The sequence below is a fragment of the Pantoea sp. EKM10T genome (assembly GCF_011800685.1).
In the GTDB taxonomy this organism is placed as follows: domain Bacteria; phylum Pseudomonadota; class Gammaproteobacteria; order Enterobacterales; family Enterobacteriaceae; genus Pantoea; species Pantoea agglomerans.
In genome coordinates this window covers 263,702-278,121 of record NZ_JAALEU010000007.1, presented here as the reverse complement: position 1 = coordinate 278,121, position 14,420 = coordinate 263,702, and the positions used below count along the sequence as shown (strand labels likewise).

General features: G+C 56.0%; 15 protein-coding genes. 3 read left to right on the top strand and 12 right to left on the bottom strand.

Features of this window, described 5'->3' with window-relative positions:
- Positions 1 to 4: 4 nt before the first annotated feature.
- The 9 genes from HFD95_RS15360 to HFD95_RS15320 form a co-directional block, all read right to left on the bottom strand.
- A complete protein-coding gene (locus HFD95_RS15360; protein WP_010256522.1) occupies positions 5 to 418 on the bottom strand; it encodes a DoxX family protein in 414 nt (137 codons plus the stop codon).
- Between the two features lie 202 nt (positions 419 to 620).
- On the bottom strand, positions 621 to 905 hold the full coding sequence (locus HFD95_RS15355; RefSeq protein WP_010256526.1) for a YqjK-like family protein: 285 nt from the start codon (positions 903 to 905) through the stop codon (positions 621 to 623).
- Positions 905 to 1,300 carry a phage holin family protein gene (locus HFD95_RS15350; protein ID WP_010256529.1) on the bottom strand — a complete coding sequence of 132 codons (396 nt, stop codon included), beginning with the start codon at positions 1,298 to 1,300 and terminating at the stop codon, positions 905 to 907. Before HFD95_RS15350 ends, HFD95_RS15355 begins: the two co-directional genes overlap by 1 nt.
- Before the next feature lie 2 nt (positions 1,301 to 1,302).
- Positions 1,303 to 1,608, bottom strand: a complete 306-nt coding sequence (locus HFD95_RS15345) for a YqjD family protein (protein WP_010256532.1) — start codon at positions 1,606 to 1,608, stop codon at positions 1,303 to 1,305.
- Positions 1,609 to 1,643: 35 nt separating this feature from the next.
- Positions 1,644 to 2,018: a DUF1090 domain-containing protein gene (locus tag HFD95_RS15340; RefSeq protein WP_010256536.1), complete on the bottom strand. Its 375-nt coding sequence runs from the start codon at positions 2,016 to 2,018 to the stop codon at positions 1,644 to 1,646.
- A 194-nt stretch (positions 2,019 to 2,212) separates the two neighbouring features.
- Complete coding sequence (gene mzrA / locus HFD95_RS15335) at positions 2,213 to 2,560, bottom strand: EnvZ/OmpR regulon moderator MzrA (RefSeq protein ID WP_010256540.1); 348 nt, start codon at positions 2,558 to 2,560, stop codon at positions 2,213 to 2,215.
- On the bottom strand, positions 2,560 to 3,234 hold the full coding sequence (locus HFD95_RS15330; RefSeq protein ID WP_010699781.1) for a DedA family protein: 675 nt from the start codon (positions 3,232 to 3,234) through the stop codon (positions 2,560 to 2,562). Before HFD95_RS15330 ends, mzrA begins: the two co-directional genes overlap by 1 nt.
- A gap of 324 nt (positions 3,235 to 3,558) precedes the next feature.
- A complete protein-coding gene (gene exuR, locus HFD95_RS15325) occupies positions 3,559 to 4,335 on the bottom strand; it encodes a transcriptional regulator ExuR (protein ID WP_022623920.1) in 777 nt (258 codons plus the stop codon).
- Between the two features lie 86 nt (positions 4,336 to 4,421).
- Positions 4,422 to 5,726, bottom strand: a complete 1,305-nt coding sequence (locus HFD95_RS15320) for an MFS transporter (RefSeq protein WP_010699779.1) — start codon at positions 5,724 to 5,726, stop codon at positions 4,422 to 4,424.
- A gap of 399 nt (positions 5,727 to 6,125) precedes the next feature.
- Here HFD95_RS15320 and uxaC point away from each other — a divergent pair, with 399 nt between their 5' ends.
- Genes uxaC through HFD95_RS15305 form a run of 3 tightly spaced genes read left to right on the top strand, consistent with a single transcriptional unit; the run spans position 6,126 to position 10,487 of the window.
- Positions 6,126 to 7,541: a glucuronate isomerase gene (gene uxaC / locus HFD95_RS15315; protein ID WP_010256553.1), complete on the top strand. Its 1,416-nt coding sequence runs from the start codon at positions 6,126 to 6,128 to the stop codon at positions 7,539 to 7,541.
- 2 nt (positions 7,542 to 7,543) lie between these two features.
- Complete coding sequence (locus HFD95_RS15310; protein ID WP_167430461.1) at positions 7,544 to 8,992, top strand: tagaturonate reductase; 1,449 nt, start codon at positions 7,544 to 7,546, stop codon at positions 8,990 to 8,992.
- 4 nt (positions 8,993 to 8,996) lie between these two features.
- Entirely contained in the window at positions 8,997 to 10,487 is a 1,491-nt protein-coding gene (locus HFD95_RS15305) for a UxaA family hydrolase (protein WP_167430460.1), read from the top strand.
- A gap of 196 nt (positions 10,488 to 10,683) precedes the next feature.
- On the opposite strand, the gene sstT is transcribed toward HFD95_RS15305, so the two are convergent.
- From sstT to HFD95_RS15290, 3 genes are all read right to left on the bottom strand, one after another.
- Positions 10,684 to 11,916 carry a serine/threonine transporter SstT gene (gene sstT / locus HFD95_RS15300; RefSeq protein ID WP_033785571.1) on the bottom strand — a complete coding sequence of 411 codons (1,233 nt, stop codon included), beginning with the start codon at positions 11,914 to 11,916 and terminating at the stop codon, positions 10,684 to 10,686.
- A gap of 235 nt (positions 11,917 to 12,151) precedes the next feature.
- Positions 12,152 to 13,120: a TerC family protein gene (locus HFD95_RS15295; RefSeq protein ID WP_010699777.1), complete on the bottom strand. Its 969-nt coding sequence runs from the start codon at positions 13,118 to 13,120 to the stop codon at positions 12,152 to 12,154.
- 257 nt (positions 13,121 to 13,377) lie between these two features.
- Positions 13,378 to 14,364: a Gfo/Idh/MocA family protein gene (locus tag HFD95_RS15290; RefSeq protein WP_033769826.1), complete on the bottom strand. Its 987-nt coding sequence runs from the start codon at positions 14,362 to 14,364 to the stop codon at positions 13,378 to 13,380.
- Positions 14,365 to 14,420: the final 56 nt, after the last annotated feature.

Below are 14,420 nucleotides of genomic sequence, written 5' to 3'. Positions count from 1 at the left end.
GAGATTAGCGCGCAATCGCTGGCTGTGTTTTTCTTTTGCTGATCAGGCGATCAATGCTGTATGCACCAGGACCCACCAGACCTAACACCAGGAAACCACCGGCGATAGAGAGGTTCTTCATGAACATCAGCTGGTTCACGCCTTCGGCAAAGTTACTGTGGAACAGAAACGCGGTCAGGATGGTGAAGCCTGCAGTAAACAGGGCAGTGAAACGGGTCAGGAAACCAAACAGGATAGCCAGACCGCCGCCAAACTCCAGCAGGATAACCAGCGGCAGCATAAAGCCCGGGACGCCCATTGCTTCCATATATTGCTGAGTACCTGCATAACCGGTGATTTTGCCCCAGCCAGCCGTAATGAACAGGATTGGCATCAGGATGCGAGCCAGTAACAAACCAACGTCTTCGAATTTTTTCATCATTTACTCCAGCGCTATCAGGGATGCAGGGCAAGCTGCCCGCAAGGTTTATGCCCGCTGAAAGCAGTATTGCGTTCATTGGGTTGATAGCTGGAGATGATAGTCGCGGAGTGGAAAGGTTGTAAGCGAGATATACTGTCAGTGTTTTTCAGAAATTCTGATGAAGAAAAGCCGGCCTTTTCAGGACCGGCTTTTAGCAAAATTAACGCGGTGGCAGAGCGGACTTGATCATGCGCCAGGTACTCCAGGCGCCGAATCCCCGTTTTACCCAGCGTAACAGCATGTTGGGACTGCGAACGGAGTAGATAGCCAGCGCACTGCTGCCAATGGCCAGGTAGCGGCGTAAGCTGAGGAAGGTGAACCAGCCGCGATCGTAATGGGCGGTGCCTTCCAGCCAGTCACGCCGCGCAGCGCTTAAATCCAGCCGCTGCTGCTGCACATGCTTAAGCAGTTCATGGATGCGTTCTTCACGCTCGCGGCGGCTCATCAGCGCTGGTCCTCAAGTAAATCCCGGTCTGTTTCCAGCTCCTTGCGCGTGTGGCGCAACAGCGTGGACTGACGTGATTTGTGAAGCGTCCAGAGCCCCAGAATAACCGCCAGCAGTAGCAGCGTGCCGGTCGTGATGCCAATGGCCATCAGACGGTACTGCGCATCCACTGCCCAGATAATCAGAACCATCAGGCTCATCAGACCAAATGCAGTGAACAGCATTGTCAGGCCAACCATCAACAGCAGCTGAATCAGGTTAGCTTTCTCGTGCTCCAGTTCCACCACTGCCAGACGAACGCGTGTCTCGACCATGCCAACCAGCGTGGTAACAATGCGCTGGCCGATGTTAATGACCCCTTTAGCCGGGCCGTGGTTATGCTGTGAGTCAGCCATAATTATCGACGCGAAATGAGCATGCCCAGTGCGACGCCAATCGCTGCACCGATACCCACACCATGCCATGGATTTTCACGCACGTAGCCTTCGGCTTTTTGCGCCGCTTCGCGGGTGGTCGCAGCAATGCGCTCGCTTGATTCGCCCAGACGTTCACGTGAGCTATCCAGCGCCACACGCGCTTTATTGCGAAGTTTATCCAGCTCGCCTTTGGATTTTTCAGTGCTGCTGCTCAGCACCTCTTCCAGGGTATCAGCCAGGTTTTTCAGTTCAGCACGCAAATGTTCCGATGATGTGTCTTTAGACATAAAATACTCCTTTAACATCAGTTGGTTAGTTCCGATTAATAGGGCTCCGCCTGTAACTTTTTCAGCTCCCGGCGCGCTTCATCCAGTTTTTGTTGTCGCTTAGCAATCTTCTCCTTGTCATGGCCCTCTTCACGCTCTTCCCTGAGTGCGTGCTCACGCTCAGCAACTTTCTGCTTCTGAGCGTTAATTCTTTCCAGATGGGCGGCCTCGAGCTTTTTGTCGCTGCAATCGGCCCGGACTTCGGTCAGCGCGCGCTCCAGACCGTTAACCCGGCGCTGGTTGTTATGCTTCTGCGCCATCCCGATTTCACGCTGAATATCCTGCTCTTTCTGCTCACACAGCGATTCTGCCGCCAGCAGCGATCCCGACAGCGAAAACAGCGCGACTCCCAGTAATACTTGATATTTCATTGGTCCTGGACCCTTCCATTGCGACCTGATCCGTCATCACCCGCGTAATCATATGGCTGCGGGTGCTAAGAATCGACTCTCGCTTAAGCATAGACACCCATAGTAAAAAGTTCAAAGAAGACCGGGAGATAGAGCGCCTTTCAGACCGCCGAGCGATGGCGCGACGGTCTGAAAAGGAGAGGGGAGTCGGGGGATTACGCCAGTGAGAGGTGCTGAGAGTGATCGTGCTGCGCCACAATAAAGCCCTGTGGCAGCAGACGGCGTAACACCTTCTGGGCCGCCAGGCTCTGCTCTTCGCTATCAAAATGGATGATCAGTGCATCACCCGCAGGCGTAATGCTTTTGATACGAATACCCTGCGCACTTAATTGCTGGTAGAGATAAAAACCATCGGGCAGGGTGGCGCCAGCATGGGAAACCCGAATCTGCACCACCGTCTCGTGCTTCATCAGACCGGGGACCACACAAAGCGCGACCAGCGCAAAGACGCCAGCGATCAACCACGGTAACCACCGTTTAGGAATAGCCTGCAGCAGTTTCATTACTCGGCTTTCCCGTTCTGATTCGCCTGACGCTTACGCCATATGACCACCAGCGATCCCACCAGACCAAACACCAGCAGCGCCAGCGGCAGCATCATCAGGAAGAACATCATTTCATCTTCATAACGACGGAAAATCGGGGTTTTACCCAGCGCGAAGCCGATAACGGTCAGAATCACCACCCACAGGAACGCACTTACCCAGTTGAAGAACTGAAAGCGGGCATTACTGAGGCCTGATAATCCGGCGATGGTAGGCAGCAGAGTCCGCACAAACGCGATAAAGCGACCAATCAGCAGGGCAGATAAGCCGTGACGATGGAACATGCTGTGCGCGCGCAGATGATACTGGGCGGGAAGATGGGAGAGCCATTTCTGTACCGTGGGCGTGTTACCCAGCCAGCGGCCCTGTAAGTAGCTCACCCAGCAGCCAAGACTGGCACCGGTCGTTAAAACCAGAATCGTCAGGGGGAAGCTCATGGTGCCTTTGGCAATCAGTACGCCGACCAGAATCAGCAGACTGTCACCCGGCAGAAATGCAGCGGGAAGAAGGCCATTTTCTAAAAACAAAATCATAAACAGCACGCCGTAAATGGCCCATACCAGCGTGGGATCGGAGAGGGTTTCGTAGTCCTGCTGCCAGAGGGCATGCAGCAACGATTGCAAAATATCCATCAATTCATTCCTGAACATCATTGTTAAACATGTCCCACAGGGACTTAAACGCAGACCGGCATTTCGTTATAAATTTTAGGAGCGCAGCCTGGGCGGGATTTTCCGGATCCTTCCAGAATTGATTGTTAAATCAGCGACTTTATAACCCCCAGTCGCAAAGGGTAATAAAAGGGCGATAACTGTAACAAAAATCGCCTGTCTGAGACAGGAAAACTCTCTTGCGAACAGGAGTTTTACCTTGTGAAACGGCGTGTAAAAAGGAGCTTTACATGACCTGACACTATTGCAGATTAACTGACCATCTCAGGGCATTTTCAGGCACTTTTAGCGGGCGTTATTGGACCCATCAGGCAGGATGACCGGATTCTCACCAAACATGTATCGATCCACGTTAAATTCAAAATCATCCGCCGTCGCGTTAAACAGCATCTGTTTAGTATTTTCCAGATGTTGCCACATCGCCAGTTTGCTGGCGGCGGGATCTTTGCGCATCAGAGCTTTAAGAATCTGATCGTGGTCGTCGCACCAGCTGAGAATGCTGCGCTGGTCGATGTGTTCGTGAAGTTTGAGCCAGTAGGGATTGTGCAGGCGATGCAGCCACATTTTTTCAACGATGGCGGCTAAGGCACTGTTCTGGGTGGATTGCGCGATACGTACATGAAACTGCATATCCCACTCGGAGTCGCGGAAGTGATCCTCCTGGCGGGCTTTTTCCTGAATCGCCATCAGGTCGATAATGTCCTGACGCGTTACCTGCGTCGCAGCGAACTCGGCAACATTACTCTCAATCAGCTGACGAGCCTGGAGCAGTTCGAAGGGGCCAAACGTGGCGAACTCCAGCTGACTGCTGGTGGAAGCGATGCGGTTCTGCTGCTGGCTGGCAATGACGTGGATGCCCGAGCCTTTGCGGACCTCAACATAGCCTTCAACTTCCAGCATGATGATCGCTTCACGTACGACGGTGCGGCTCACTTCCATCTCTTCGGCAATCAGGCGCTCAGCAGGCAGTTTGTCACCCACCGGATAGATCCCGGTTTCAATGCGGCTTTTCAGCTCGCTGGCCAGCTGTTGATAAAGTCGACGGGATTCAGTGAAGTCCATAGCACAATCCTGGTAGCAGACAGATAAGTTGTTATACCACTTCAGGAGGTGCGAGGAAATGGGCTGGCTTGCGCCAGCCCGGCAGATTAACTGCGAACGGCGCTGGCCTGCGGAATAACGGCTTCGGCATTCAGCTCTGAAATGGGTTTATTTTTCAGAACCGTCCAGATAACGACGGCACCCAGCAGATCAAACACCGCCAGCGCGGCAAACAGTGGGCTGAAGCCCAGCGTATCGGCCAGTGCACCGACCACCAGCGCAAACATGGTGCTGGCGGTCCAGGCTGCCATGCCGGTCAGGCCGTTAGCCGTGGCAACTTCATTGCGGCCGAAAACGTCTGAGGAGAGGGTGATCAGCGCGCCAGAGAGGGCCTGATGCGCAAACCCGCCGATGCACAGCAGACCAATAGCGACGTAGGGGCTGGTGAACAGGCCGATGGTGCCCGGCGCAATCATTAACACCGCACCCATGGTCACTACCATCTTGCGGGAGACGATCAGGTTAACGCCGAACCAGCGCTGAAACAGCGGCGGCAGATAGCCACCGAGGATGCAGCCGAAGTCCGCGAACAGCATCGGCATCCAGGCGAACATCGCAATCTCTTTCAGATTGAAGCCGTAAACCTTAAACATAAACAGCGGAATCCAGGCGTTGAACGTTCCCCAGGCCGGTTCTGCCAGAAAGCGCGGCAGGGCAATACCCCAGAACTGGCGGTTACGGATAATCTCCAGTGCTGACATTTTGCGGGTGTTGCCGGTCTGATGCTGCGCTTCCTGGCCGGAGATAATATAGTCGCGCTCTTCATCGCTCAGCTTCTTCTGCTGTTTCGGGTGCTTGTAAAACACCAGCCAGCTGAGTGCCCAGGCCATGCTTAGCACACCGGTCATGATAAATGCCATCTGCCAGCTGTGCGCCACGATCGCCCAGACCACCAGCGGCGGAGCCAGCATCGCACCGATAGACGAACCCACGTTAAAGTAGCCCACGGCGACCGAACGCTCTTTAGCCGGGAACCATTCGCTGCTCGCTTTCAATCCGGCCGGGATCATCGCCGCTTCAGCCGCACCGACTGCGCCACGTGCCAGCGCCAGTCCGCCCCAGCTGCCCGCCATCGCCGTAGCGGCACAGAAAATCGCCCACATAATAGCAAACACCGCGTAGCCGACTTTGGTGCCGAGCAGATCGAGTACATAACCTGCCACCGGTTGCATCAGCGTGTAGCAGGCTGAATAGGCCGCAATTATGTAGGAGTACTGCTGCGTGGTGATATGCAGCTCTGACATTAATGTCGGGGCCGCCACGGCAATGGTGTTACGGGTCAGATACCCCAACACCGTACCGAGCGTCACCAGTCCAATCATGTACCAGCGTAACCCTTTGATCTTACGCATCCTCTACCTCTTCCAGTTCTGTATGCGGTCTTGCCGCTGTTGTTATCTGGAGCGGGACAGCACGTGATGCAGCTCTGCTCACGCCCGCAGGTTCTGTATGAGCAACCCTGTTATGACCTTGCCATTTGTGAGTCGCTAACGACCTCACGATGGGGCGAGAGCCTAACTTGTTATACAACTTTAAAAGTTGAGAGCCATCACAAAAACCCTTTCTGCACTGTGGGATACTGGAAACCTGCGTAATGACAGCCATTTAGCGCGATGCGGGCGACAAAAACGTCCATAACGGCAGCCAGCTACCGCCGTTTATGTGAGCAGGATCGCAAATAAATCCGTAACGGACTAAAATTGGTATGATAACTTTGGGCCATCCGTGGTTCAGTCGATGAGGAAGCATGTATGTCACGTTTCATGACCGAAGATTTTTTGCTGGATACCGAATTCGCCCGTCGTCTCTATCACGACTATGCAAAGGATCAGCCGATTTTCGACTATCACTGCCACTTACCGCCGCAGCAGATTGCTGAAAATTATCGCTTCGCCAACCTTTATGACATCTGGCTGAAGGGCGATCACTATAAGTGGCGGGCCATGCGCGCCAACGGTGTGGCTGAGGCGTTCTGTACCGGTAACGCCAGCGATCGTGAAAAATTTGACGCCTGGGCGCGCACCGTGCCGCACACTATCGGCAACCCGCTCTATCACTGGACCCACCTGGAGTTACGCCGGCCTTTCGGTATTACCGATACGCTGCTTTCTGAGAAAACGGCTGACAGCATCTGGCATCGCTGCAATGAACTGCTGGCGCAGGATAGCTTTACCACGCGCGGCATCATGCAGCAGATGAAGGTGAAGATGGTGGGCACCACTGACGATCCGCTGGATGACCTGCGCCATCACCGCGCGCTGGCAGACGATGCCAGCTTCAGCGTTAAAGTGCTGCCGAGCTGGCGTCCGGACAAAGCGTTTAATATCGAAGCGGAAACCTTCCTGCCGTGGATCGAGACGCTGGAGCAGCTGACGGATATCAGCGTGCAGCGTTTTGACGATCTGCGCAGCGCACTGCATCAGCGGCTGGATCACTTCGCGGCGCACGGCTGTAAAGTCTCCGATCACGCGCTGGATGTGGTCTGCTACGCCGAGGCGGATGACGCCACGCTGGATGCGATTCTGGCGCGTCGTCGCAGCGGTGCCGCGCCCAACCCGCAGGAAACGGCACAGTTTAAAACGGCGGTGCTGGTCTGGCTGGGCAGCGAATATGCCCGCCGTGGCTGGGTGCAGCAGTATCACATTGGCGCACTGCGCAACACCAATCCGCGCCAGTACCAGCTGCTGGGGCCTGATGTCGGCTTCGATTCGATCAACGACCAGCCGCTGGCCGAACCGCTGGCACGCCTGCTGGGCGCGCAGAATCTCAATAATGCGCTGCCTAAAACCATTCTCTACTGCCTGAACCCGCGCGACAACGAAGTGCTGGCCACCATGGCGGGCAACTTCCAGGGCGAAGGTCAGGCGGGCAAAATGCAGTTCGGTTCAGCCTGGTGGTTCAACGATCAGCTGGATGGTATGCAGCGTCAGATGACGCAGCTGGCGCAGATTGGTCTTTTGAGCCGTTTCGTCGGCATGCTGACCGACAGCCGCAGCTTCCTCTCCTACACCCGCCACGAATATTTCCGCCGGCTACTGTGCCAGATGATAGGCCGCTGGGTGGAACAGGGTGAAGCGCCAGCCGATGAAGCACTGTTAGGCCAGATGGTACAGAACATCTGCTTCAACAATGCCCGCGATTACTTCGGCATTGAGCTGGGAGCCTGATAATGAAAAGGCTAAACCGTCACGACTTTCCGGGCGCCGTCTATCGCGACCGGGTGATCCAGTTCGGCGAAGGCAACTTCCTGCGCGCCTTTATTGACTGGCAGATCGACTGGCTGAATGAACATCAGGGCACCGATGCCGGGATCGTGGTGGTGCGGCCGCGCAACCGTGAAGTCAGCGACAGCCTGAATCAGCAGGATGGTCTCTATACCACGCTGATCCGCGGGCTGAACGATCAGGGCGAGCAGGTCAGCGAAACCCGGCTGATCCGCAGCCTCAACCGTGAAATCCAGCCCTGGCAGCAGTTCGGCGAGTTTATGGCGCTGGCCCGTAATCCGGATCTGCGCATGGTCTTCTCCAATACTACCGAAGCGGGCATCGCCTTTGTCGGCACCGATCAGCTCACCGATCAGCCCGCCAGCAGTTTCCCCGGCAAACTGACGCAGCTGCTGTGGGCGCGCTATTCCCACTTCAATGGCGCCAGCTACCGGGGCTGGCTGGTGGTGCCGTGCGAGCTGATTGACCATAACGGCGATACGCTGCGCGATCTGGTGCTGCGCTACGCCGATCAGTGGCATCTGCCCTCCGAATTTAAAACCTGGGTTCATCAGCACTGCGCGTTCTATAACACCCTGGTCGACCGCATCGTCACCGGCTTCCCGGCGGAAAGCGAGCAGCTACAACGCGAGCTGGGTTATGAAGATCGCTATCTGGTGGCGGGCGAAGTCTACTATCAGTTTGTGATTCAGGGGCCGTCGGCGCTGTTTAATGAACTGAAGCTGGCGGCGCTGTCGCCGCAGGTTCGGCATGTGGATGACATTGCGCCCTATAAAGCGCAAAAAGTGGCCATTCTCAATGGCGCGCACACTGCAATGGTACCGGTCGCGTTTCTGGCCGGTATTGAGAGTGTGGGAGAGGCGATGGCCGATCCGGCTATCGCCGGATTTGTGGATAACCTGCTGCGTCACGAAGTGATCCCGACGCTGGATCTGCCTGCCGATGAACTGCACGCGTTTGCCGATGCGGTACAGCGTCGTTTCCGCAATCCGTTTATTCGCCACGCGCTGCTGTCGATTGCCCTTAATGGCATGACCAAATTCCGCACCCGTCTGCTGACCCCACTCCTTGCCGCGCATCAGCAAACCGGCGAGTGGCCGACACACATCACCTTTGCGCTGGCCGCGCTGATCGCTTTTTATCGCGGCGAGTCAGCCGGCAAAAGCTGGCCATTGCAGGACGAGCCGCAGTGGTTACAGCGCTACGCCGACGCCTGGAAAGCACTTGATGCGGATCAGCTGTCACCGCAACAGCTGGTGAACGGCGTACTCAGCGACGCGCAACACTGGGGTGAAGATTTAACCCGTCAGCCCGGACTGGCTGCGGCTGTCACCCAACACCTGCAAAATATCATCGCCCACGGAATGCGTGAGGCGCTGAGCCAACTGAGATAACGCTATGCAAGACGCAATTAAAATTGATCCCCGCGACAATGTCGCCGTGGCGTTACGTGATTTAGACGCGGGCGCCATGATAGAGCTGCCGCCACTGAGTGTGGCGGTGCAACAGGCGGTCGGACGCGGGCATAAATTTGCCCTGCAGCCTATCGCGCAGGATGAGCTGGTGATCAAATATGGGCTGCCGATTGCCCATGCCACGCAGCCTGTGGCCGCCGGTGAGTTAATCCATTCGCAGAACGCCCGCACCAATCTCAGCGATCTGGATCAGTATGCGTATCAGCCCGAGTTTGTGACGCTGCCGCCGCAGCCGGGTGACCGTGAGGTGCAGATCTACCGTCGTGCTAACGGCGAGGTCGGCATCCGCAATGAGCTGTGGATCCTGCCGACCGTCGGCTGCGTCAACGGCATTGCGCGTCAGATCCTGCAGCGCTTTCTGAAGGAGACGCAGGATGCAGAAGACATCGATGGCGCGTTCCTGTTCAGCCATACCTTCGGTTGTTCGCAACTGGGGCAGGATCACGAAAACACCCGCACCATGCTGCAGAACATGGTGCGCCATCCTAATGCTGGCGCGGTGCTGGTGATTGGTCTCGGCTGCGAAAACAATCAGGTTGATGCCTTCCGTGACACCCTCGGCGCGTTTGAAAGCGACCGGGTCGAGTTTATGGTGTGCCAGCAGCATGACGATGAGGTGGAAGCCGGGCTGGAGCGGCTGCACGCATTGTATGAAAAAATGCGTCACGACCAGCGCGAGCCGGGCAAACTCAGCGAGCTGAAGTTTGGTCTGGAGTGCGGCGGTTCGGATGGTTTGTCTGGCATCACCGCCAATCCGTTGCTGGGACGTTTCTCGGACCAGATGATCGCCAATGGCGGCACGACCGTACTGACCGAAGTGCCGGAAATGTTTGGCGCAGAGCGGATTTTGATGAGTCGCTGTCGCGACGAGGAGACCTTCAGCAAAACGGTGGCGATGATCAACGATTTCAAACAGTATTTTATCGATCACCAGCAGCCGATCTACGAAAACCCGTCACCAGGCAACAAAGCGGGCGGTATCACCACGCTGGAGGAGAAGTCGCTGGGCTGTACTCAGAAAGCGGGGCAGAGCCAGGTGGTCGATGTGCTGAAGTATGGCGAACGGTTAAAAACGCCGGGGCTGAATCTGCTGAGTGCGCCGGGCAATGATGCGGTCGCCACTAGTGCGCTGGCGGGAGCCGGTTGCCACATGGTGCTGTTCAGTACCGGACGCGGCACACCTTATGGCGGTTTTGTGCCGACGGTGAAGCTGGCCACCAATACGCCGCTGGCGGAGAAGAAACCGCACTGGATCGACTTTAATGCCGGACGGTTGATCGAGGGAATGAGTATGGATGCGATGCTGGAAGACTTTGTCGACAGCATTGTGGCGATTGCCAGCGGTCAGCCGACCAACAACGAGAAGAACGATTTCCGCGAGCTGGCGATTTTCAAAAGCGGTGTGACGCTATAGTTTGTCAGGCAAACAATGGCGATCCTGATGTTGTCATTACCGTCGGTTAATCCTGTGCCCTTCGTGGGTGGCAGAGTCCGATCGCAAAGTCGCTTAAAGCATCCCTGCTCGCTCGGCCCGCGCCTTCCCTGGCGCGGGACGCTTTGCTCTTCGGACTCTGCCACCCACTCTTTGAGCTTTTGAGCTATCTGAAAGGTTAAGCCCGACTGGTTTCGCGCTCCGCTTCTGCCTGACAGACAGCGGCGGTAAACAGAATATCGGTTGAGGAGTTCAGCGCGGTTTCCGCCGAATCCTGCAGGACGCCGATAATAAAGCCGACCGCCACCACCTGCATTGCCAGATCATTCGGAATGCCGAACATGTTACAGGCCACCGGGATCAGCAGCAGCGAACCGCCCGCCACGCCAGATGCACCACAGGCACAGAGTGACGCCACCAGACTCAGCAGAATTGCCGTCGGCACATCAATGCTGATCCCCAGCGTATGCACCGCCGCCAGCGTCAGCACGGTAATGGTAATCGATGCCCCCGCCATACTGATAGTTGCACCCAGCGGAATCGACACCGAATAGGTATCCTCATCCAGATCCAGACGTTTCGCCAGCGCCATATTTACCGGAATGTTGGCGGCAGAACTGCGGGTAAAGAAGGCGGTCACGCCGCTTTCGCGCAGGCAGGTGAAGACCAGTGGATAGGGGTTGCGACGGATTTTATAGAACACCAGCAGCGGGTTCACCACCAGCGCCATCAGCAGCATACAGCCCAGCAGCAGCGCCAGCAGATGCGCATATTGCCACAGCGCGCCAAAGCCGGTAGACGCGAGGATCGAGGCCACCAGACCGAAAATACCAATCGGCGCGCAGCGAATCACGCAGCGTACCAGCCAGGTCACCGCATGAGAGGCATCATTGAGAAAGGCGCGGGTAGTGTCACTGCTGTGACGGAAAGCCAGCCCGAGACCAATTGCCCACACCAGAATGCCGATGTAGTTGGCGTTCATCAGGGCCGTGATCGGATTCGACACCATGCTCATCAGCAGTCCGCGTAACACTTCGGTAATGCCGGATGGTGGTGTGATTTCCGTGGTGCCCACCGCCAGCGTCAGCGTCTGCGGGATCAGATGGCTGAAGACCACCGCGACGACCGCCGCGAAAAAGGTGCTCAGCAGATAAAGCATAATAATCGGCCGGATATTGCTCTTCTGGCCCTGCTGGTGGTTGGCAATCGAGGCGATCACCAGCATCAGTACCAGCAATGGCGCGACTGCTTTCAGCGCACTGACAAACAGTTCACCCAGCAGACCGACCGCGATAGCGGCATCGTGTGAAATCCAGGCGAGCGCCACACCGGCGATCAGCCCAATCATGATTTGCTTCACCAGGCTTCCGGCGAGCAGCGTGCCCAGACGTGCGGAGAGAGTTTTCTGCATAATATTTTCTATATTTTGTCGCGGATGTAGTTTCAGACGCGATGTTTTGCATCGGCTAAAACGGTTTGCCCGGCGGAGTATAAGGAAAAGATCGGACGAGAAAAGAGAAAGTTCTGTCACTGTGGAGCAGGTCAGATTTTTATTATGCTGGATAGTGGAAGTGTGACAGAGGGATGAAATGGCGTGACAGGCTGCCACAAAATAAAACAGGGGCATCGGCTGCCCCTGCAGGTAATTATGGTGCGAGCTTTTTCTGGTCTCTTTTGCGGTTAACCCAGGCATTAATCAGCAGGGTTGATGCCAGAATGGCACCGACCACACCCAGCGAGATACCGACCGGGATATGGTAGAGGTCGACAATCAGCATCTTAAAGCCGATGAACACCAGCACAATCGCCAGGCCATACTTCAGCATCGAGAACCGTTCCGCCACGTTTGCCAGCAGGAAGTACATGGCACGCAAACCCAGGATAGCGAACAGGTTTGAGGTTAGTACGATAAACGGGTCAGTGGTCACGGCGAAGATCGCCGGGATACTGTCTACCGCAAAGATCACGTCGCTGATTTCCACCATGATCAGCACCAGCAGCAGTGGCGTCGCAAACAGCACGCCGTTTTTGCGGGTGAAGAACTTCTCGCCGTCGAGATCGTCAGTCATGCGCAGATGCTTACGCAGCCAGCGCACCACAGGTTTTTCGCCCACCGCGCTGTCATCCTCTTTCGCCAGCGCCATTTTCACACCGGTGAACAGCAGGAAGGCACCGAACACATAGAGGATCCAGCTGAACTGCGTGACCAGCCAGCTACCGGCGAAGATCATGATGGTACGCAGCACGATAGCGCCTAATACCCCATAGATCAGCACCCGGCGCTGCAGATTTGCCGGAATAGAGAAGTAACTGAACAGCATCAGCCAGACGAAGACGTTATCCACCGCCAGCGCTTTTTCCAGCACGTAACCGGTCAGGAAGGCGAGCGTCTGCGTGTTAGCGACTTCACGTCCCGCGCTGCCCTCCAGATACCACCAGAAGGCGGCGCTGAACAGCAGTGAGACTGAAACCCAGATCAGCGACCAGACGGCCGCCTGTTTGAAAGACATGGTCTGCGCGCCACGGCGTCCCTGCAACAGCAGGTCGATAGCCAGCATGATAAGCACCACAACCGCAAAGCTGCCCCACAGTAAAGGCGTACCCACAGTTTGCATATTCGTATCCTGTCCGAAAAATAAAAAAAAACGGCTGAAGTCAGAAGACGTCAGCCGCTTATTTTTGTGTAAGCAAACCTCGCCTTCCGGCAAGGTCTCACTTACAACACAGAAATTGATTCCGGGTTGCCTGATGACCGGATGCTTTCGCATCGTAATGACGATCAATCAGCTTACAAGTTACTCCCCTTTGCAGGAGGGTAAGTTACGGTTTAGCCGCACAGGAAGCAACATCTCTCAGACATATTTAGAAATATTTACACAGCAGCCTGGTCGGCCGGGAAGATCACGCCGGTCTGGCGGCGTATCTCTGTCAGCAGCGACGCAGTAATCCGCGAAACCTCAAGCGAAGGGTGGTCCACCTGGCGCTGCTCAACCAGCCGGGCAAAAGCGGCGGCCTCATACAGCATGGTGTTGATATGCTGCGGCTGGCTCAGCGTCTGCTTTTCCGCGCCCCGCGGCACAAACGTCAGCTGCTGGCACTCCGATAGCTTTTCGATGACCAGTGCGCCCGCTTCACCCTGAATCTCGCTGGGCAGGCTGGAATCACTCACCTTAGAATGCAGAATCGTCACGTCGAAATCACCGTAACTCAGCACCACCACGCCGTGCGCGTCCACGCCGCTCGCAAGCAAAGTCGCCCTGGCCTGCACGCGATCTGGCTCGCCCCACAGCGTCACCGCCGAGGCCAGGCAGTAATAACCGATATCCATAATTGAGCCATTCGACCAGCGCGGATCAAAGGTATTGGGGTTCTCGCCGTTGAGATAGCGTGGGTAGCGTGAGGAGTACTGGCAGTAATTCAGCAGCGCTTTTCGCAGTTTACCCACGTCAGGCAGTGCCTGCTGCAGCCGCAGGAAATTCGGCAGGCTGGCAGTTTTAAACGCCTCAAACAGCACCACCTGATGCTCACGGGCGCAGGCGATCATCTGTTCCACTTCTGCCAGATTAGAGGCCAGCGGTTTTTCGCAAATCACATGCTTGCCGTGCGACATAAACAGCAGCGCCTGCTGGCAGTGCAGGGCGTTGGGGCTGGCAAGATAGACCGCATCGATCTCCGGACTGGCGGCCAGCGCTTCCAGTGAGGTAAAGGTCTGTTTGCAGGGATAATCGGCGATAAAGGCCTCAGCCTGCTGCTGACTGCGTGAATAGACCGCACAGAGCTTCATCGCTCCGGTTTCATGAGCGGCATCAATAAACTGGCGTGTAATCCAGTTTGTTCCCACAATGGCAAAACGAATCACGTCATCTCTCCGGCAGCTGTAAAGCGGCAGAGTAACATCTCACCCACGCTGTGCAA